Origin of the sequence: Pseudomonas sp. P97.38, assembly GCF_001269745.1 — a bacterium.
Taxonomy (GTDB): Bacteria; Pseudomonadota; Gammaproteobacteria; order Pseudomonadales; family Pseudomonadaceae; genus Aquipseudomonas; species Aquipseudomonas chlororaphis_E.
This window is the reverse complement of sequence record NZ_LHVJ01000017.1, coordinates 154,261-172,371: the sequence shown is the minus strand read 5'-3', so window position 1 is coordinate 172,371 and position 18,111 is coordinate 154,261. Positions and strand designations below refer to the sequence as shown.

At 62.2% G+C, this 18,111-nt stretch carries 16 protein-coding genes; 3 read left to right on the top strand and 13 right to left on the bottom strand.

The genetic code is table 11. The features are described from left to right. Nucleotides 1–120 precede the first annotated feature (120 nt). The 5 genes from AD664_RS14630 to AD664_RS14610 all read right to left on the bottom strand — a co-directional run bounded on the left by AD664_RS14630 (nucleotide 121) and on the right by AD664_RS14610 (nucleotide 5,120). A complete protein-coding gene (locus AD664_RS14630) occupies nucleotides 121–822 on the bottom strand; it encodes an ABC transporter ATP-binding protein (RefSeq protein WP_042730095.1) in 702 nt (233 codons plus the stop codon). Continuing rightward, nucleotides 823–1,590 (bottom strand): high-affinity branched-chain amino acid ABC transporter ATP-binding protein LivG, encoded by a 768-nt coding sequence (gene livG / locus AD664_RS14625; protein ID WP_042730094.1) that lies wholly within the window; start codon nucleotides 1,588–1,590, stop codon nucleotides 823–825. It lies immediately after the preceding gene. Then, nucleotides 1,587–2,843 (bottom strand): high-affinity branched-chain amino acid ABC transporter permease LivM, encoded by a 1,257-nt coding sequence (locus AD664_RS14620; RefSeq protein ID WP_053147495.1) that lies wholly within the window; start codon nucleotides 2,841–2,843, stop codon nucleotides 1,587–1,589. The genes livG and AD664_RS14620 overlap by 4 nt, the downstream gene beginning before the upstream one ends. After that, on the bottom strand, nucleotides 2,840–3,763 hold the full coding sequence (gene livH, locus AD664_RS14615; RefSeq protein WP_042730092.1) for a high-affinity branched-chain amino acid ABC transporter permease LivH: 924 nt from the start codon (nucleotides 3,761–3,763) through the stop codon (nucleotides 2,840–2,842). The genes AD664_RS14620 and livH overlap by 4 nt, the downstream gene beginning before the upstream one ends. Before the next feature lie 229 nt (nucleotides 3,764–3,992). Then, nucleotides 3,993–5,120 (bottom strand): branched-chain amino acid ABC transporter substrate-binding protein, encoded by a 1,128-nt coding sequence (locus AD664_RS14610; protein WP_053147493.1) that lies wholly within the window; start codon nucleotides 5,118–5,120, stop codon nucleotides 3,993–3,995. A 339-nt stretch (nucleotides 5,121–5,459) separates the two neighbouring features. Between AD664_RS14610 and AD664_RS14605 the strand changes: the two genes are divergently transcribed. Next, on the top strand, nucleotides 5,460–5,765 hold the full coding sequence (locus AD664_RS14605) for a DUF2288 domain-containing protein (protein WP_053147491.1): 306 nt from the start codon (nucleotides 5,460–5,462) through the stop codon (nucleotides 5,763–5,765). 286 nt (nucleotides 5,766–6,051) lie between these two features. Here the strand turns inward: AD664_RS14605 and AD664_RS14600 are convergent, their stop codons facing one another. Then, nucleotides 6,052–8,229 (bottom strand): hypothetical protein, encoded by a 2,178-nt coding sequence (locus AD664_RS14600; protein ID WP_053147489.1) that lies wholly within the window; start codon nucleotides 8,227–8,229, stop codon nucleotides 6,052–6,054. 288 nt (nucleotides 8,230–8,517) lie between these two features. On the opposite strand from AD664_RS14600, the gene AD664_RS14595 reads away from it, so the two are divergent. Continuing rightward, the gene (locus AD664_RS14595; RefSeq protein WP_047736940.1) at nucleotides 8,518–9,867 is read left to right on the top strand and encodes an MFS transporter; all 1,350 of its coding nucleotides are present in this window, start codon (nucleotides 8,518–8,520) and stop codon (nucleotides 9,865–9,867) included. Nucleotides 9,868–10,057: 190 nt separating this feature from the next. Here the strand turns inward: AD664_RS14595 and AD664_RS14590 are convergent, their stop codons facing one another. Both AD664_RS14590 and pobA read right to left on the bottom strand, forming a co-directional pair. Beyond that, nucleotides 10,058–11,575, bottom strand: coding sequence for an MDR family MFS transporter (locus AD664_RS14590; RefSeq protein WP_053147487.1), 1,518 nt, complete (start codon nucleotides 11,573–11,575; stop codon nucleotides 10,058–10,060). A gap of 69 nt (nucleotides 11,576–11,644) precedes the next feature. Further along, nucleotides 11,645–12,835: a 4-hydroxybenzoate 3-monooxygenase gene (gene pobA / locus AD664_RS14585; RefSeq protein WP_053147485.1), complete on the bottom strand. Its 1,191-nt coding sequence runs from the start codon at nucleotides 12,833–12,835 to the stop codon at nucleotides 11,645–11,647. A 176-nt stretch (nucleotides 12,836–13,011) separates the two neighbouring features. Between pobA and AD664_RS14580 the strand changes: the two genes are divergently transcribed. Beyond that, nucleotides 13,012–13,905 carry a helix-turn-helix domain-containing protein gene (locus AD664_RS14580; protein ID WP_053147483.1) on the top strand — a complete coding sequence of 298 codons (894 nt, stop codon included), beginning with the start codon at nucleotides 13,012–13,014 and terminating at the stop codon, nucleotides 13,903–13,905. Nucleotides 13,906–13,911: 6 nt separating this feature from the next. Here AD664_RS14580 and AD664_RS27670 read toward each other — a convergent pair whose 3' ends face one another. The 5 genes from AD664_RS27670 to arcA all read right to left on the bottom strand — a co-directional run bounded on the left by AD664_RS27670 (nucleotide 13,912) and on the right by arcA (nucleotide 18,102). Then, nucleotides 13,912–14,088: a hypothetical protein gene (locus AD664_RS27670; protein ID WP_172679727.1), complete on the bottom strand. Its 177-nt coding sequence runs from the start codon at nucleotides 14,086–14,088 to the stop codon at nucleotides 13,912–13,914. Between the two features lie 234 nt (nucleotides 14,089–14,322). Beyond that, the gene (locus AD664_RS14575) at nucleotides 14,323–14,682 is read right to left on the bottom strand and encodes a DUF5064 family protein (protein WP_053147481.1); all 360 of its coding nucleotides are present in this window, start codon (nucleotides 14,680–14,682) and stop codon (nucleotides 14,323–14,325) included. Between the two features lie 65 nt (nucleotides 14,683–14,747). Then, the gene (gene arcC, locus AD664_RS14570; protein WP_053147479.1) at nucleotides 14,748–15,677 is read right to left on the bottom strand and encodes a carbamate kinase; all 930 of its coding nucleotides are present in this window, start codon (nucleotides 15,675–15,677) and stop codon (nucleotides 14,748–14,750) included. 90 nt (nucleotides 15,678–15,767) lie between these two features. Then, nucleotides 15,768–16,778 carry an ornithine carbamoyltransferase gene (locus AD664_RS14565; protein ID WP_042731070.1) on the bottom strand — a complete coding sequence of 337 codons (1,011 nt, stop codon included), beginning with the start codon at nucleotides 16,776–16,778 and terminating at the stop codon, nucleotides 15,768–15,770. A gap of 67 nt (nucleotides 16,779–16,845) precedes the next feature. Further along, a complete protein-coding gene (gene arcA / locus AD664_RS14560) occupies nucleotides 16,846–18,102 on the bottom strand; it encodes an arginine deiminase (RefSeq protein ID WP_053147478.1) in 1,257 nt (418 codons plus the stop codon). Nucleotides 18,103–18,111: the final 9 nt, after the last annotated feature.

The following is an 18,111-nucleotide window of genomic DNA, read 5'->3' as shown; positions in this document are numbered from 1 at the left end:
GAAGTGTTACAGCGAGTGCTTGAATTTTTTCCCAGCGGGAGCAAGCGCCCTCGCCACGTAGCGGTGCAGTTGTGCAAAAAAAAAAACGGCCCGAAGGCCGTTTTCTGTTGGCTGCAACCGTTAACCGCCCAGGTACGCCTCGCGCACTTTTGGGTCGGTCAGCAAGGCTTCACCGCTGCCTTGCATCACCACGCGGCCGTTTTCCAGCACGTAGGCCCGGTCGGCGATCTTCAGGGCCTGGTTGGCGTTCTGCTCCACCAGGAACACCGTCACGCCATCCTTGCGCAGCTGTTCGATGATGTCGAAGATCTGCTGGATGATGATCGGCGCCAACCCCAGGGACGGCTCGTCGAGCAGCAGCAGCTTGGGCTTGCTCATCAGCGCACGGCCGATGGCGAGCATTTGCTGTTCGCCGCCGGACATGGTGCCGCCGCGTTGGGTAAAACGCTCTTTCAGGCGTGGGAAAAGGTGCAGGACCTTGTCCATCTGTTCCTGATAGTCGCCCTTGTCGGTGAAGAACCCGCCCATGGCGAGGTTTTCTTCCACGGTCAGTCGGGCAAACACCCGACGACCTTCCGGCACCACCGCGATGCTCTTGCGCATGATCTGCGAAGAGTCCTGGCCCACCAGTTCCTCGCCCATGTAGCGGATGCTGCCGCTGCGGGCCTGGGGCGAACCGCAGAGGGTCATCAGCAGCGTGGACTTACCGGCGCCGTTGGCACCGATCAGCGTCACGATTTCGCCCTGGCGGACATCGACGTTGACACTGTGCAGGGCCTGGATCTTGCCGTAGAAGGTGGAAACGTTTTCGAACTGCAGCATTTACGCTTCCCCCAGGTAGGCTTTGATCACTTCAGGATTGTCGCGGATCTGGTCCGGCGTGCCGTCGGCCAGGGGCGTGCCCTGGTTGATCACCACGATGTGGTCGGAAATGCTCATGACCAGTTTCATGTCGTGCTCGATCAGCAGCACGGTGACGTTGTGCTCCTCGCGCAGCACGCTGATCAGCGCCTTCAGGTCTTCGGTTTCCTTGGGGTTCAGGCCGGCGGCCGGTTCGTCGAGCATGAGGATCCGCGGACGGGTCATCATGCAGCGGGCGATTTCCAGGCGCCGTTGCTGACCGTAGGCCAGGGTGCCGGCGGTCCGGTTGGCGAACTCCTTGAGGTTGACCTTCTCCAGCCAGTACTCGGCGTATTCCATGGCCTCGCGTTCGCTCTTGCGGAACGACGGGGTCTTGAACAGGCCGGCAAAGAAGTTGGTGTTCAGGTGACGGTGCTGGGCGATCAGCAGGTTCTCGATCGCCGTCATGTCCTTGAACAACCGCACGTTCTGGAAGGTGCGCACCACGCCCTTGAGGGCGATCTTGTGCCCCGGCAGTCCCTGGATCGGCTCGCCGTCCAGCAGGATGCTACCGCCGGTTGGCTGGTAGAAGCCGGTCAGGCAATTGAACACCGTGGTCTTGCCCGCGCCGTTCGGCCCGATCAAGGCAACCACCTGTTTCTCTTTCACGGTCAGGGCCACGCCATTGACCGCCAGCAAGCCGCCGAAGCGCATGCTCAAATTTTCAACCTTGAGGATCTCGCGGCTCATTTGCGCAGCTCCATGTGAGGGCGTTGCATAGGCAGCAGACCTTGGGGACGCCAGATCATCATCAGCACCATCAGGGCGCCGAACATCAACATGCGGTATTCGCTGAATTCACGCATCATTTCAGGCAACAGGATCATCACCACGGCGGCCAGGATCACCCCCAACTGCGAGCCCATCCCGCCCAGCACCACGATGGCGAGGATGATCGCCGACTCGATGAAGGTGAAGGACTCCGGCGTCACCAGGCCCTGGCGTGCGGCGAAGAAGCTGCCGGCGAAACCGGCGAAGGCGGCGCCCAGGGTGAAGGCCGAGAGCTTGATCACGGTCGGGTTGAGCCCCAGCGCGCGGCAGGCGATCTCGTCTTCGCGCAGCGCTTCCCACGCACGGCCGATCGGCATGCGCAGCAGGCGGTTGATCACGAACAGCGCGGCCAGGGCCAGCAACAGGGAAACGAGGTAGAGGAAGATGACCTTGTTGATCGAGTTGTATTCCAGGCCGAAGTATTCGTGGAACGTCTGCAGGCCTTCGGCGGCCTTGCGCTCGAAGGTCAGGCCGAAGAACGTCGGCTTCTCGATGTTGCTGATGCCGTTCGGACCACCGGTGATGTCGGTCAGGTTGCGCAGGAACAGACGGATGATCTCGCCGAAGCCCAGGGTCACGATGGCCAGGTAGTCACCCCGCAGGCGCAGCACGGGGAAGCCCAGCAGGAAACCGAAGGTGGCGGCCATCATCCCGGCGATCGGCAGGCAGATCCAGAAGCTCAGGCCGAAGTAATGGGACAGCAGCGCATAGCTGTAGGCCCCGACGGCGTAGAAGCCCACGTAGCCCAGGTCCAGCAGGCCGGCCAGGCCCACCACGATGTTCAGGCCGAGGCCGAGCATCACGTAGATCAGGATCAACGTGGCGATGTCCACCGCGCCGCGCGAACCGAAGAACGGCCACACCAGCGCGCCGACGATCAGGGCCAGGATGATCCAACGCTGGGTGGTCGGCAGGGTCAGGAAGTGGCTGGCCTTGGCCGGGATCACCGGCAGGCCGGGCGAGGACTTCCAGGCCGCGCTGATCTGGGTGCTGAACAGCACGCGCAGGAACATCAACAGCGAGCACGCGGCGATGGTCATCAGGATGGCCGGGCTGGTGCCGTGCACTTCCAGGTTGATGCCGACGATGGTCAGTTTGAGACCGAGTACCGGGTAGGCCACGGCCCAGACCAGCAGGGCGCTGAAAAGCGCCGATTTGAGATGCCTAGTCATACTTTTTCAACCTCCGGACGGCCCAGGATGCCGGTCGGCCGGAATAACAGGACCAGAACCAACAAGCCGAACGCCACGACGTCCTTGTACTGGTCGCCGAAGATATCGGCGCCAAAGGCTTCCGCTACGCCCAGCACCAACCCGCCGAGCATGGCGCCGGGGATGCTGCCGATACCACCCAGCACCGCGGCGGTGAAGGCCTTGAGGCCGACGAGGAAACCGGCGTTGGGGTTGATCACGCCGTATTGCATGCTCAACAGCACCGCGGCGACGGCCGCCAGGGCCGCACCGATGACGAAGGTCAGGGCGATGATGTTGTTGGTGTTGATGCCCAGCAGGTTGGCCATCTTGATGTCTTCGGCACAGGCGCGGCAGGCGCGGCCCAGGCGGGAGCGGGAGATGAACAGCGTGAGGCCGAGCATGGCGAGCAGGGTCACCACGAACACCACGATTTGCATGTACGAAATCAGCACTTCATGTGCGCCACCTGGCCCGATGGCAAAGTTGCCCGGAATCAGGTTGGGAATGGATTTGTCCTTGGAGTCTTGCGAAAGCAGAACCGTGTTCTGTAGGAAGATCGACATGCCGATGGCGGAAATCAGCGGGATCAGACGGTTGCTGCCGCGCAAGGGGCGGTAGGCGATCCGTTCGATGCTGTAGCCATAGGAACTGGTGACCACGATGCTCGCGATGAAAGCCGCGGTCATCAACAGCGGGACACTGTCGAGTCCCATCATGCTCAGCCCGGCGATGGCGATGAACGCCACGTAGGAGCCGATCATGTACACCTCGCCGTGGGCGAAGTTGATCATTCCAATGATGCCGTAGACCATCGTATAGCCGATGGCGATCAGGGCATACGTGCTGCCAACGGTCAGACCGTTAACCAGCTGCTGGAAGAAGTGATAGATGTCAGGCATTACAGCGCTCCTAAAAACCTGATACGCATTTCACTGGTGGAGTCATTTTCCCGCCCGGCCCCGTGGATCTGCATCCACTTCGAGCACGAGGTTGGCCAGCGAACCGCTGATGACGGTTTTGAGATTTTCAGGTGGGGAGACTGGCGGATCACGCCAGCGCGGCCCAATACATTCAAAACAAAGCCCACGGCACGCCGTGGGCTTTATTGGCAGTCAGTCAGGCCAGGCCTTACTGAGGCGAAACTTCGGTTTTAGGCTTGCCGAAGTGCCACTCGTAGACCACGAACTTGAAGTCCTTCAGGTCGCCCTTGGCGTCGAAGCTCAGGTCGCCGGTCGGGGTCTTGAAGGTGCCGGCGTGGATGGCTTCGGCCACTTTGGTCGGGTCTTCGCTCTTGGTTTCGGTGATGGCCTGGGCAATCACCTGGACGGCGGAGTAGGACGGGAACACGAATGGACCGCTCGGGTCTTCCTTCTTGGCCTTGAAGGCGTCAGCCAGGGCGATGTTGGCCGGATCCTGGTCGAAGGACTTCGGCAGGGTCACCAGCAGGCCTTCGGAGGATTCCTTGGCGATCTGCGAGATGGAGTCGTTGCCCACGCCTTCCGGGCCCATGAACTTGGCCTTCAGGCCCTTTTCCTCGGACTGACGCAGGATCAGGCCCAGCTCCGGGTGGTAGCCGCCGTAGTAGACGAAGTCGACGTTGGCTTGCTTGAGCTTGGCGATCATCGAGGAGAAGTCTTTGTCGCCGGCGTTCACGCCTTCGAAGACGGCCACTTTCACGCCTTTCTTCTCGAGGGTCGATTTCACCGCGCTGGCGATGCCTTCACCGTACTGCTGCTTGTCGTGCAGGACCGCAACGATTTTCGGCTTGACGTGGTCGGCGATGTAGTTGCCGGCCGCCGGGCCCTGGGCGCTGTCCAGGCCGATGGTACGGAAGATCATCTTGTAGCCGCGAGCGGTGATGTCCGGGCTGGTGGCCGCCGGGGTGATCATGATCACGCCTTCGTCTTCGTAGATGTCCGAAGCCGGCTGGGTGGAGCTGGAGCACAGGTGGCCGACCACGAACTTGACGCCGTCGTTGACGACCTTGTTCGCAACGGCAACCGCTTGTTTTGGATCGCAGGCATCATCGTATTCAACGGCGACCAGTTGCTTGCCGTTCACGCCGCCCTTGGCGTTGATCTGCTCGATGGCCATCTTGGAGCCACTGAACTGCATGTCGCCGTATTGGGCTACAGGGCCGGTTTTCGGGCCGGCGATGCCGATCTTGATGGTGTCTGCGGCGAACGAATGGCTGGCAACCCCGGCCAGAACCATAGCGGCAAACAGTTTGGAAATCTGCTTAGTAGCCTTAGTCATAGTGCTCCACTCATGCTGTTGTAGTTTTTATAGTCCTGGCGCCGTAGCAGCAGAACCGGGTCAGATATCTTGGATATCCTCGCGGAAAATGCCCCCGGCAACTGTACCGGTACAGTGTAGAGCGCCGATTGTTGGCAAGGGAAGCTGGCGCTTGGGGGCAAATCCTGAGGGTGTCGCTTTATCGAAAGAAAAAGACAGAATAGCGGCGGGGTTTCTCCGGTCAAATCGGCATTCCCTGGCAGCTGCTGCACTTTTCAATCGGCCCTCTAATTACTACCGGGTTTTTCTGCCGGACCACCGACGTTATCATTCGCGCCGATTTCTTTTCCGGACAGGCCCATGAACCAAGAACCTAGCACCCTCTATGCCAAGCTGCTCGGTGAAACCGCATCCATCACCTGGAAGGAGCTGGAACCGTTCTTCGCCAAGGGTGCCCTATTATGGGTCGACCCGGCACTGGATTTGATCGCCGCCGCCGAAGCCGTGGCCCAGGACGAAGGCGAGAAAGTCGCCGCCTGGTTGGCCGACGAGCAGCTCGCGAAACTGTCTGAAACGCGGGCGCTGGATTTTCTGGAGCGTGATCCACAGCTCTGGGCGGTGGTGGTTTCGCCCTGGATCCTGATCCAGGAAAGGGCGTCGAAGTGATCGATGCACCAACTTGGATCACAGCGCGCGCGGGACAAAAGTGTGTAGGTGAGTAGCGTGATGGCATCCTGCCGTGGTGAAACGCCACAGGGCAGGGTGACGTATACGTAACGGGAACAGTTCATTGAGCAGCCTTAGGGCTGCTTAATTGTTTCTGGATGTTGTTCAGGTGCAGGATTCAGGACCGCTATCGCGAGCAAGCTCGCTCCCACAGTGGGTCTGTGTACACAAAACCTGTGGGAGCGAGCTTGCTCGCGATTGGAGGCAACACGGTGCTGCGACGGACTCAGTAGGTCCTGCCCGTATGGTTGTTCAACGAAATAACCTTGGTCTTGCCAATGCGATGACGGTAGATCTCGCGCAGGTACTTGATGGCTTTCTTCACGCAGTCGCGCGACAGGCGGATGTCATTGATCGAGACGAACTTCTCCTTGTCGTTGATCAGTTCGCGGTACTTCTTCTCGTACATCGGCTTGATGGCGTACCAGTTGGTGTCGAGGATCTTCGCCGGGTTCTCGAACTCGTTGAGCAGGTCGTCGATCCGTTCTTCGTCGAAGTCTTCGTTGATGATGAAGTCCAGGATCGAGTTGTCCAGGGTGTCGTCGAAGCGGTACGGCGTGCGGGCGAAGCAGCGCTTGATGAACGCCACGATCAAGGTCAGGAAGTCATCCGACAGGCACGGGCTCTTGGCGATCAGGGTGGTCAGCGACAGGTTGGCCGAGGCGCCGATCACCAGCGCGTAACGCTTGAGCGTGGTGTTGGGGAACAGGCTGTTGAGGTGGGTCTTGAGCCGGTTCAGGTCCATGTAGGACAGCTTGTAGTCCTTGGGCAAGGACACGATCGACACCACCGACGAGCAGTTCTTGAAGAAGTGCAGGTCATGCAGGGCCGCGGCGTCGTAGCCGGAGTTCTTGTACTGCTCCAGCGACGCGCGGTAGCGCTTGGATTCGATCGGCAACAGGCTGATGCCTTCGATGGCCTGGGTGACCTTGTTGAAGTGCGGCAGGTCGATGGAGCGGAAGAACAGGTCGTCGATGTTCAGGCGGGGCGGCTCTTTCTCGAACACCTTGAACTTGTCACCGCTCGGCGCCGGGGTTTCCGGGACCACCGATTCGGCGTAGGCAATGGCCACCGGGCCGGCCAGGCTCATGAACAGGTCGTTGGCGTCCAGGCGAATGGTTTCGCCGATGTCGATGCCGGCCCGACGGAAATAGTTCTGGTCGTAATCGGTGGTGACTGCCTGGGCGGTCAGGATGTTGAAGATCTGCTGGGAGATGTACTGGTTGGCGTGTTTCTCCATGGCGTTGACATCGATGTTCTGGATGTTGCCGTCGTCGCTTTCCTCGGCATAACGCATGATGTCGTTGGAGATCAGCATCATCGCGTTCCATGGGCGGATTCGGCCCATGACGCTGGCTTCGCTGCTGTCTTCATTGGCGAAGTTGTATGAAAAATCCCATTCTTCCGAGAGGTATTTGCACAGCAGCCGCCCGGCGTTGATGTGCAGCGCCTCGGACATTTCACTGCGGTGGTCGGAAATGTTCGGCAGCACGCAGATGCCACTGGTGAAGATCGGCTCGAAGACGAAGGAGTGGCCGCTCTTGCTGTCGTGTTCGTCCATCGGCTTGGTGTCGAACGTCTTGTTCATGTACGAGTACTGCTGGGCCAGGCCGAACTCCGAGGCCATGCCCGAACCGGTGCCGCCACCGGCACTGAAGATCGAGAAATACAGGCGCGACTGGTTGGCCTTGATGCCGCAGCTGTCGATCAGGTACGAGTGGATCATTTTCCAGTCGGGGCTGGAGAAGCGCTGGGTGTCCTTGTTCAGGATGATCTTGGCCAGGTACTGGCCCAGGATCGGCGCGTTACCGGCGCCGCCGGCGTGGACCTCCGACAAGTCCATGATTTTCATCTTGCTGTAGTCGCGCAAAAAGCCGCTCTTTTCGCCCTTGCGTGAGAAGCGGATGCGCCCGGCGATGTCCTTGTCCAGGTCGCCGAGCATGACCAGCGGTTCCACCAGGAACACCGGCTTGCTGGCCTTGCCATTGCCCAGGCGCAGGTTGTGACGGATCCACTGCGCGGGGCTGTAGCCCTTTTCGCGATAGTGCTTGTCTTCGGCGTTGAATTCGTTGAGGTAGAACTTGCGCGCGTTGTACACCAGCTCCGCCACGTCCAGGGCGATGTTGGAGCCGCAGCGGCCCAGGCCGATCAGGCACACCGACGGGAATTCCTGCTGGTTGCGGTCGTATTCGTCATCCACCAGGTGCGGTGGGCGCGGGAACACGGTGTCGCGCAGGCCGTCGAGGTTGTCGAGGATGCGGTCGGTATTGGTCTCGGTGAAATACAGGTATTGCTGGGTCGACAAGGGGCGTGAGGCGCTCGACACCGTCGACGTTTCAAAGCCGTTGGCGGCCGGGCCCAGGGTCAGATCGGATACCGCAGTGGCTGTTTTTTTGGAAGTCATTGTGCGCCGTACGCCTGAACTGGTGGGTTGGACGACCGCTGTCATCGAACCATAGCGGATGAAAGAAGCTTCATGATGGATCGGCCATCGGGACATGATCTTTAATCAAGAACCGGCAAAATGATGGCAATTGTTACGGTATGTTGACCGCCATCAAGAAAGGCCTTGGCCGCCATGGTCGGGTATCAGCCTGGCGAATGATCGCAGACATCCCGCACGCCGCTGTCTAGATTGCAAATTCAGGGCTCGGTTGCTCGCCGTTGCCCAAAAACAATAAGAGACGGACCCATGCAGAACTCGACCCAAGCGGCGAATGCCTGGCGCATTCTGTTCCTGCTGTTCCTCGCCAACCTGTTCAACTTCTTCGACCGCACCATCCCGGCGATCATCATCGAGCCGATCCGCATGGAGTGGAGCCTCAGCGACTTCCAGATCGGCATCATCGGCACCGCCTTCACCATCGTCTACGCCATTGCCGGGCTGCCGCTGGGGCGCATGGCCGACACCGGTTCGCGCAGCAAACTGATGGGCTGGGGCCTGGCCACCTGGAGCGCGCTGACGGCGGTCAATGGCCTGGTGGGCAGTTTCTGGGCATTCCTGGTGGTGCGCATGGGCATCGGCATCGGCGAGGCCAGTTACGCGCCGGCGGCCAACTCGCTGATCGGCGACCTGTTCCCGGCCCATCGCCGGGCGCGGGCCATGGGCATCTTCATGCTCGGCCTGCCGATCGGGTTGCTGCTGGCCTTCTTCACCATCGGTGCGATGGTCAAGGCGTTCGACAGCTGGCGCGCGCCGTTCTTCATCGCGGCCGTGCCGGGGCTGGTGCTGGCGGTGTTCATGTTCTTCATCAAGGAACCCAAGCGCGGCGCGGCGGAAACCGTGCAGGTGTCCCAGGACAAGATCGATCGGCCGATCCGCCGGGTCCTGGCCATTCCGACGTTCCTGTGGCTGGTGCTGGCCGGGCTGTGCTTCAACTTCGCCACCTACGCCTGCAACTCCTTCCTGGTGCCGATGCTGCAACGCTATTTCCAGTTGTCGCTGCCTGATGCGGCGGTGGCCACCGGGATCATGGTCGGTGTGACGGGGTTGTTCGGGCTGACCCTGGGCGGCTGGGTCGCCGACAAGATCCATCAGCGGGTGGCCAGTGGTCGCCTGCTGTTCGCGGCGTTCAGCCTGGTCATCTCGACGGTCACCACTGCCTGGGCCTTGCACGCCGGGCGGATCGAAATCGGTGTGTTCGTCGCGGTGTTCAGTGTCGGCTGGCTGTTTGCCTATAACTTTTATACCTGCGTGTACACGGCGATCCAGGACGTGGTCGAGCCGCGCCTGCGGGCCACGGCGATGGCGTTGTTCTTTGCCGGGTTGTACCTGCTCGGTGGCGGGCTGGGGCCGGTGGTGGTGGGCGGGCTGTCGGACTACTTCGCCCGCACCGCCATGGCGGCGGCCGGCGCCCCGCAGATGACCGAGGCGTTCAAGGCCATTGGCTTGCACGACGCGATGTACCTGATTCCGGTGGCCCTGTTCATGACCATGGTGTTCCTGTTCCTGGCCTCGCGCTGTTTCGTGCGCGATGCCAAGCGGATGAAGGATGGCATGAGTGCGGTGGTGGAGCCGATGGGCGCCGCGGCGACAGCGTAAGGCACACTAGAAGCAGCCTTGCACAATTTCCCTGTGGCGAGGAAGCTTGCTCCCGCTGCGCCGGGCTGGCGCTCCGGCGCGAAGCGGCCCCAATGCTGTGTCGGCTGACCCGATTCCTAGGTCTGCTGCGCAGCCCAGCGGGAGCAAGCTCCCTCGCCACAGATGGCTGCGCTAACCAGAGGTTTGGTATTCACCGCACTTTCTCATCCCGCCCACGCAACAGGCGGTTGGGCATCGCGGCGGCAGCCGCCAGCCCCAGCGGCGATACCGCCGCGCTGATCAGCAACAGGTGCCGGAACGTCGCCTGCAGTTCCTGGCGCAGGGCGTCCTGTGCCTCACCCGGCGCGGCGTTCAGGCCGTCCAGCAGGACGTTGCCGGAGTGCCCTTCGCCGATCAGCGAGGTCCCGGCGAATTGGGCGAAGCTGGAGTCCTGCAGCAGGGCCAGCAGCAACGCCGACATCAAGGCCACGCCCACCGCCCCGCCAAGGGAGCGGAACAGGTTGGTGGTGCTGGTGGCGACGCCGATGTCCTGTTGCTGCACCGAGTTCTGCGAGCCCACCAGGGACGTGGGAAATTGCATCCCCGAGGCGATGCCGCTGAGCAGCATGAACAGGCTGCTCAGCCAGAAGGCGCCGGGGGGCGTGAAGGCCATGCCGAGGATGGCGAAGGGGAAGAGCAGGGCGCCGCTTAAGATCATCGGTTTGTAGCGCCCTGTCACCGAGGTCCGGCGCCCGGCGCAATAGGCGCCGATCGGCAGCCCCATGGCCAGGGGTAGCAGGTGCAGCGCCGCGCTGTCGGCGCCGGCGCCGGTCACGCTCTGGAAGCGCAGCGGCACCAGCACCGTCAGGGAAATTGCCTGGAAGCTGGTGAAGAACACCGTGCACCAGCACAGCACCGCGCTGCGGTTGGCAAACAGGTGCATCGGCAGCAGCGGTTCCCGGGCCCGGCGCTCGTGCCAGACGAAAATCCCCAGGCCCACCACCGCGCAACCGAGCAAGCCCAGTACGTCGCGGCTGTACCAGGCGTAACCCTGGCCGATCTGGGTGATGCCCAGCAGCAGGGCCGTCAGGCCGATGATCAGCAACACCGTGCCCAGGTAGTCGATGATCGGCGTGCGCTGCGGCACCGGCAGCCCGACCAGGGTGCGCCGGGCCACCCACCAGGCCGCCAGGCCCAGCGGCAGGTTGATCAGGAACACCCAGCGCCACGACAGGTATTCGGTCATGTAGCCGCCCAGCACCGGCCCGGCCACGCTGGCCACGGCGTACATGCTGCTGAAGTAACCCTGGTAGCGGCCGCGCTCGCGGGGCGGGATGATGTCGCCGATGATCGCCTGGCTCACAGAGATCATGCCGCCGGCGCCGATGCCTTGGACAATCCTCGCCAGCACCAATTGCTCCATGTCCTGGGCCAGGCCACAGAACAGCGAGGCCAGGGTGAACAGGCCCATGCCGAACAGCATCAGCGGCCGTCGCCCGTAAAGGTCGCCGAGCTTGCCGTAGATCGGCACCGCCACGGTCATGGCGACCATGTAGCCGGAGATCACCCAGGCCAGCAGGCTGACGTCCTTGAATTGCGCAGAGATGGCCGGCATCGACACGGCGACGATGGTCTGGTCCAGGGCGCTGAGGAAAATCGCCAGCATCAGCGCGACCAGGATGCTGCGGATGGCTGGCTTCTGGGCTTGCGGGGTGTTGAGCTGGGTCACGGCAAAACCTGCGGGCGTCACGCCGGGAGGGCGAAGGGGACGGAGCCCGCAGTTTATGTCGATAGCCGGCTATTCGATAGCCTCATAAGGAAGTCCGACATAATTTTCCGCGATGGTTTTTCGACCGGCCTCGGAGTCGACGAAATACTCCAGTTCCGCTTCGCTGATGCGCTGGTTGAAGGCATCGTCGTCGAAACGGTGCAGCATCGAGGTCATCCACCAGGAGAACCGTTCGGCTTTCCAGATCCGGCGCAGGCAGATGGCGGAATACCGTTCGAGCAAATCCACGCGGCCGTCGCGATAGACCTTGAGCAGGATGTTGAACAGTGTGCTGACGTCGCTGGCCGCCAGGTTCAGGCCCTTGGCCCCGGTGGGTGGGACGATGTGTGCGGCATCGCCCACCAGGAACAGGCGGCCGTACTGCATGGGTTCGACGACGAAACTACGCAGCGGCGCGATGCTTTTCTCGATGGACGGGCCGGTCACCAGGGCCTCGGCCAGGTCGGCGGGGAGGCGGTTCTTCAGTTCGGCCCAGAAGCGCGCGTCCGGCCAGTCGGCCAGTTGTTCTTCAGCCGGTACTTGCAGGTAGTAACGGCTGCGGGTCTTGGAACGCATGCTGCACAGGGCGAAACCGTGGGGGTGGCGGGCGTAGACCAGTTCGTCGTGCACCGGCGGGGTGTCGGCCAGCACGCCGAGCCAGCCGAACGGGTAGACCCGCTCGAACACCTTCAGTGTGTCCGCCGGGATCGACTGTCGCGCCACGCCATGGAAACCGTCGCAGCCCGCCACGTAGTCGCAGTCCAGGCGCCAGGTTTGCCCGTCGCACTCGAACGTCACGTAGGGCTGGCCGGTCTGCAGGTCGTGGGGCTGGGCGTTGCCGGCCTGGTAGAACGTCCGGGCGCCGGCGGCTTCGCGGGCGGCCATCAGGTCACGGGTCACTTCGGTCTGGCCGTAGATCATGACGTTCTTGCCGCCGGTCAGCGCCTTGAGGTCGATGTGCACCCGACGTTCGTTGAGCGCCAGCTCGAAGCCGTCGTGGGGCAGGCCTTCAGCGTCCATGCGCTGGCTGACGCCGGCCTGGCGCAGCAGGTCGACCATGCCTTGTTCCAACACGCCGGCGCGGATGCGGCCCAGCACGTAGTCCGGGGCCTGGCGTTCGATGATGACGGTGTCGATCCCGGCGTTGTGCAACAACTGGCCGAGCAGCAGGCCAGAGGGGCCGGCACCGATAATCGCAACTTGGGTCTTGAGGGTTTTCATTGTTGTTATGACTCGCACGAAGTACGCGGCCAGGGTCCGCGTTAATTGTTATGGACCTGCGTGCTTGCATTTTTCGCTTGCGGACCTGTCAGTTGAAGGGGAAAACTGAGCCGATACCTGTTCTTTCTGCCAATTGGTGCGATTATCGCCCGCAACCCCAGGCCCGGATCCGCGTTATGAAAAAACCTGAGCTGCCTTCGATCCCGGTGTTCAAGCTCTATGGCGAGAGCCAGGATTGGCCGACACCGGACCTGCTGCACTGTGAAACCATTTCCAAGCGCAGCAGCGAATATCAATGGGAGATCAAGCCCCATCGGCATGCTGACCTGTGCCAGTTGCTGTTTGTGTTCAAGGGGCGGGCGGAGCTGGAAATCGAAGGCCAGCGCACGCAACTCGACGAGCCGACGGTGCAGATCCTGCCGCCGTTGTCGGTGCATGGATTCCGGTTTTCCGAGGATGTGGACGGCTACGTGGTGACCCTGGCGGCGCCACTGGTGACGCATCTGCAATCGCAGCTGGGGCATTCGGTCAACGTGCTGGCCCAGGCCGAAAGCTACCCGGCCGGTGAGAATGCCGATTACCTGAATAGCCTGTTCAGTGCCCTGCAGAGCGAGTACATGGGCCACCAACCGGCCCGGGAAATGCTGATGCACGCGCTGGTCAGCGTGATCATGGTCTGGGTCAGCCGTCAGGTCATGCAGCGCCGCACCCAGACCCAGCGCCCGCAACGGGCCCGGGAATACCTCAACGGGTTCATCCAGTTGGTGGAGGAAACCTATCGCCAGCACGTCAAGGTCGAAGACCTGGCCCATCGCCTGGGCATATCGGTGTCGCACCTCAACGGCACCTGTCGCGAGCTGGCGGGCCAGCCGGCGTTGCAGATCATGCATGAGCGGCAGTTGCTGGAAGCCAAGCGACTGCTGACCTACACCGGCATGACGATCTACGAGATTTCCGAGGTGCTCGGGTTTTCCGATCCGACCAACTTCACCCGTCTATTTCGTCGCCGTGTCGGTATCTCGCCCAAGGCGTTCCGGGACCGGCTCAAGACCGATCAGCAGGACGACTGAAACGCCTCAGCGCAGGGCGTTCAGGGATCCGTTATGGGGGATGCAGCGTTCCAGGTTGCAGCTGGCGAATTCGCGGGGCAGTTGCCTGGCCTGTTCCACCCGGTAGGCTGCCGTGCCATACAGCGCAAGCGTGGCGGCGCAGGTGACGAATATGACGAAGCGTCTTCTTGTTTTGATGTTCATGGCGATGACCTCTGAACGAATACCCGGGGGTACTTTTTCAAGCATAGGTCAGCGCGGGTGAGTTGCCAGTGGGGCGGGCGTGGCAACTGCCCTGACATTCAGCACACTGATACCGCCAATGTGAGAGCGGGCTTGCTTGCGAAAGCGGTGGGTCAGCCGACATCACCGTTGACTGATACGACGCTTTCGCGAGCAGGCCCGCTCCCACCGGGTGATGGGGGCGAGTGGATCAGGTTACGCCAGGTGTTCCGGCTTCATCGGGTCTCCCGGTTTCACATCCAGTTGCTTTCGCACGTCTTCGAACATGTCGTCGTAGTACTTGTGCAAGGAGCCGATGTTGGCGCTCTTGGGCAGGCCGTGTTTCTGGGCGATGCGCGTGGCGGGGCGGGCGAAGTCGAAGGCCTGGTCCTTGGCCAGGAAAAACGTTTCGTCCACGGGCTTGTCCTCGATCGTGCCGTGCAGCCGGAACGACATGCCCTGGCCTTCCGTGGGGTCCTGGGCAAGCTCGTAGTCGATGCACAGATCGTAGCTGTGGTCATCCTTGTTCAGCGCGTGGCGTTCCATGTGCAGGTGACCGGGTCGGAACAGGGCCATGAGCGACTCTCCTGGAAAAGGCGTGGAAGTAAGGCAGACCCCGGATCTGCCCCGGGAGTTTCCGCTTATCGATAAGTGATGCCGGTTGTCGCGGTGCTGATGCGAGTACCGGCGGTGCCTTGGACGATAGCATCGATGTCCGAAAGCGACCCGATCACCGCGACCTTGCCGGTGTTGCGCGCAAATTCGCAGGCGGCCTGCACCTTGGGGCCCATGGATCCGGCGGCGAAGTCGAGTGTTTCCAGGGCGTCGGGGTGGGCGCTGGCGATGGCCTTGCAGGTCGGCTTGCCGAAGTCGATGAAGGCGGCGTTGACGTCGGTGGCGATCACCAGCAGATCGCTCTCCAATTGTTCGGCCAGCAGCGCCGAGCACAGGTCCTTGTCGATGACCGCTTCAACGCCCTGCAGCTTGCCATCGGCGTCGTACATCGTCGGGATGCCGCCACCGCCGGCGCAGATCACGATACTGCCCTTTTCCAGCAGCCACTTGATCGGGCGGATTTCAAAGATGCGCTTGGGCCTGGGGCTTGCGACCACCCGGCGAAACCTGTCGCCGTCCGGGGCGATGGCCCAGCCTTTTTCAGCGGCCAGTGCCTGCGCCTCCTGCTGGCTGTAGACCGGGCCGATGGGCTTGGTGGGGTGTTGGAAGGCCGGGTCGTCGGCGTCCACTTCCACCTGGGTCAGCAGCGTGGCGAAGGGCACGTCGGCGTCCAACAGATTGCCCAGTTCCTGTTCGATGATGTAGCCGATCATGCCTTCGGTCTCGGCACCCAACACGTCCAGCGGGTACGGGGTGACCGAGGGGTAGGCGGCCGCTTGCAACGACAGCAGGCCGACCTGCGGGCCATTGCCGTGGGCGATCACCAGTTGATTGCCGGGGTGGATCCTGGCGATCTGTTCAGTCGCGGTGCGGATGTTGCCGCGTTGGTTGTCGGCGGTCATGGGTTCCCCCCGACGCAGGAGGGCGTTACCGCCCAGGGCAACGACGATTCGCATGGTGCTGTCCTTTACAAAAAGTGGAACGAACAACGCAAGGTCTCTTGTGGGAGCGGGCTTGCTCGCGAAGGGGCCCGCTCCCACAGGCCCTTACAGGTCTGCCAGCGTCGACACCAGGATCGCCTTGATGGTGTGCATGCGGTTTTCCGCTTGCTCGAAGGCGATGCATGCCGGCGATTCGAACACGTCGTCGGTGACTTCGATGCCGTTGGCCAGATGCGGGTACTGCTCGGCGATCTGTTTGCCGATCTTGGTGTCGCTGTTATGGAACGCCGGCAGGCAATGCATGAAGCGGGTGCGTGGGTTGCCGGTGGCTTTCATCAGGTCGGCGTTGACCTGGTAAGGCAGCAACAACTCGATTCGCTCGGCCCACGCTTCGACCGGCTCGCCCATGGAAACCCAGACATCGGTGTGGATGAAGTCCACGCCCTTGACCGCTGCCTTCGGGTCCGCGGTGAGGGTGATGCGCGCGCCGCTTTCCTCGGCGTACTGATGGCAGCGCTGCACCAGGTCGTCGTGGGGCCACAGGGCCTTGGGCGCGCAGATGCGCACGTCCATGCCCAGCTTGGCGCCGATCAGCAGCAACGAGTTGCCCATGTTGTTACGGGCATCGCCCAGGTACGCATAGCTGATCTCATGGATCGGTTTGTCGGCGTGCTCACGCATGGTCAGCACATCGGCAATCATCTGCGTCGGGTGGTATTCATCGGTCAGGCCGTTGAACACCGGCACGCCGGCGAACTTCGCCAGTTCCTCGACGATCTCTTGCTTGAAGCCACGGTACTCGATGGCGTCGTACATGCGCCCGAGCACCCGGGCCGTGTCCTTCATGCTCTCCTTGTGGCCGATCTGCGAGGAGTTGGGGTCGATGTAGGTGACATTGGCGCCCTGGTCGTAGGCCGCCACTTCGAACGCGCAACGGGTGCGCGTCGACGTTTTCTCGAAGATCAGCGCGATGTTGTTGCCCTTGAGGTGCTGCTGCTCGGTGCCGGTGTACTTGGCCCGCTTGAGGTCCCGGGACAGGTCCAGCAAGTAACGCAGTTCACGGGGTGTGTGGTGCTCGAGGCTGAGCAGGTTACGGTTGTGGGTATTGAACGCCATGGTGCATCTCCTTGGGTTTCGGCGGGCCCTGGCACGTATTCGGTCAACCAGGGCGCGGGCGCGAAGGTCAGTAATCGATCGGGTCGCGGATGATCGGGCAGGTCATGCAGTGACCACCGCCACGGCCCCGGCCCAGCTCGCTGGCGCTGATGGTGATGACTTCCACCCCGGCCTTGCGCAGCAGCGTGTTGGTGTAGGTGTTGCGGTCGTAGCCGATCACCACGCCCGGTTCCAGGGCCACCACGTTGTTGCCGTCGTCCCACTGTTCGCGTTCGGCGGCAAAGCTGTTGCCGCCGGTTTCCACCACGCGCAGGGCCGGGAGCTTGAGGGCGGCAGCCACCGTGTCGAGGAAACTGCCTTGCTCGCGGCGCACGTCGATGCCGCCGGGTTTGCTCTCGTCGGGGCGCAGGGAGAAGGCCACGATCTGGCTCACCACTTCCGGGAAAACAGTCACCAGGTCGCGGTCGCAGAAACTGAACACGGTGTCCAGGTGCATGGCGGCCCGGGACTTCGGCAAGCCGGCGACGATGACCCGTTCCACGGCCTTGTGCTTGAACAGGTTCAGCGCCAGTTGGCCGATGGCCTGGCGGGATGAGCGCTCGCCCATGCCGATCAGTACCACGCCGTTGCCAATCGGCATCACGTCACCGCCTTCGAGGGTGGCGCTGCCATGGTCCTGGTCGGGGTCGCCGTACCAGACCTGGAAGTCGGCGTGGGTGAACGCGGGATGGAACTTGTAAATGGCGCTGGCCAGCAGGGTTTCCTGGCGACGCGCCGGCCAGTACATCGGGTTCAGGGTCACGCCGCCGTAGATCCAGCAGGTGGTGTCGCGGGTGAACTGGGTGTTGGGCAGCGGCGGCAGGATGAAGCTGGAGTGCCCGAGGAAGTCGCGGAACATCTGGATGGTCTTGCCACCGAAGCTGTCCGGCAGATCATCGGCCGAGACACCGCCGATGAGGTATTCGGCGATCCGGCGCGGTTCCAGGCTGCGCAGCCACGAACCGACTTCATTCACCAGGCCCAGGCCCACCGAGTTGGCGGTGATCTTGCGTTGCAGGATCCAGTCCAGGGCTTCGGGAATGGCGACGACGTCGGTCAGCAGGTTGTGCATTTCCAGCACATCGATGCCCCGCTCGCGCATCTTGGTGACGAAGTCGAAATGGTCGCGCTTGGCCTGGTTGACCCACAGCACGTCATCGAACAGCAGTTCATCGCAGTTGTTCGGGGTCAGCCGCTGATGGGCCAGGCCTGGGGAACAGACCATGACTTTGCGTAATCTCCCGGCTTCGGAATGAACGCCGTACTGCATTTTTTCCGTGGTCATTACAAAATC